Origin of the sequence: Nocardioides stalactiti (assembly GCF_014180715.1) — a bacterium.
Taxonomy (GTDB): domain Bacteria; phylum Actinomycetota; class Actinomycetes; order Propionibacteriales; family Nocardioidaceae; genus Nocardioides; species Nocardioides stalactiti.
Window position 1 is genome coordinate 1 of sequence record NZ_JACEFC010000229.1, and the last position, 658, is coordinate 658.

Consider the following 658-nt stretch of genomic DNA (forward strand, 5'->3'; position numbering starts at 1 on the left):
GCGCCCGGTGCCGGACCCGCGCCTCCTGGAGCGGCTCGACCCCCGCGAGGGCGCGGTGGATCGCGGCCCGCTCCTCGGCAGCGGCGCCGTCGATCGCCGCCTCGAGATAGAGCGGGTGCAGGAAGCTGATGGTGCTGCCGAGGCGGATCAGGCCGCCGGCGACCGCGGGCTCGAGGTCGTCGAGCAGGTCGTCGACCGACCGGCCGAGCGCCTCGGCGATCCGGGTCGCGCTCGGCGCCGTGCAGAGCGAGGCGGCGAGCAGGGCGCGGCGGGTCGGGCGCGGCAGCGCGAGCACCCGCTCGGCGAGCAGGGCCTCGAAGCTCGCGCCGGGACCGAGCGCCCGGTGCCGGGCGAACTCCAGCGCGTGCAGCGGGTTGCCGCCCGACGCCTCGTCGACGACCCGGAGCTCGCCACGGCTGAGGGTGATCCCGAGGTGGTGCTGGACCACGTGGAAGAGGGCGGAGATCGGCAGCGGCGCGAGGGTCACGTCGGTGCGGGGCCAGTCGGGCAGCCACTCGTCGAGCGGACGGCCGCTCGGCCGCGCCCACGCCATGACGAGCACCGGCAGGTCCTCGAGGCGGCGCAGCGACTGGGCGAGCGTGGCGGCCGACGCGTCGTCGAGCCACTGCGCATCGTCGACGAGCACGATCAGCGGGCG

At 76.9% G+C, this 658-nt stretch carries 1 protein-coding gene (cut by a window edge); it reads right to left on the minus strand.

Going from position 1 to position 658, the window contains the following annotated elements:
- Nucleotides 1-658: part of an AAA family ATPase coding region (locus tag H0487_RS22570; protein WP_246384402.1), annotated on the minus strand (this coding region is incomplete at its 3' end). Its footprint extends 576 nt past the window's final position; the window shows 658 of its 1,234 annotated nt.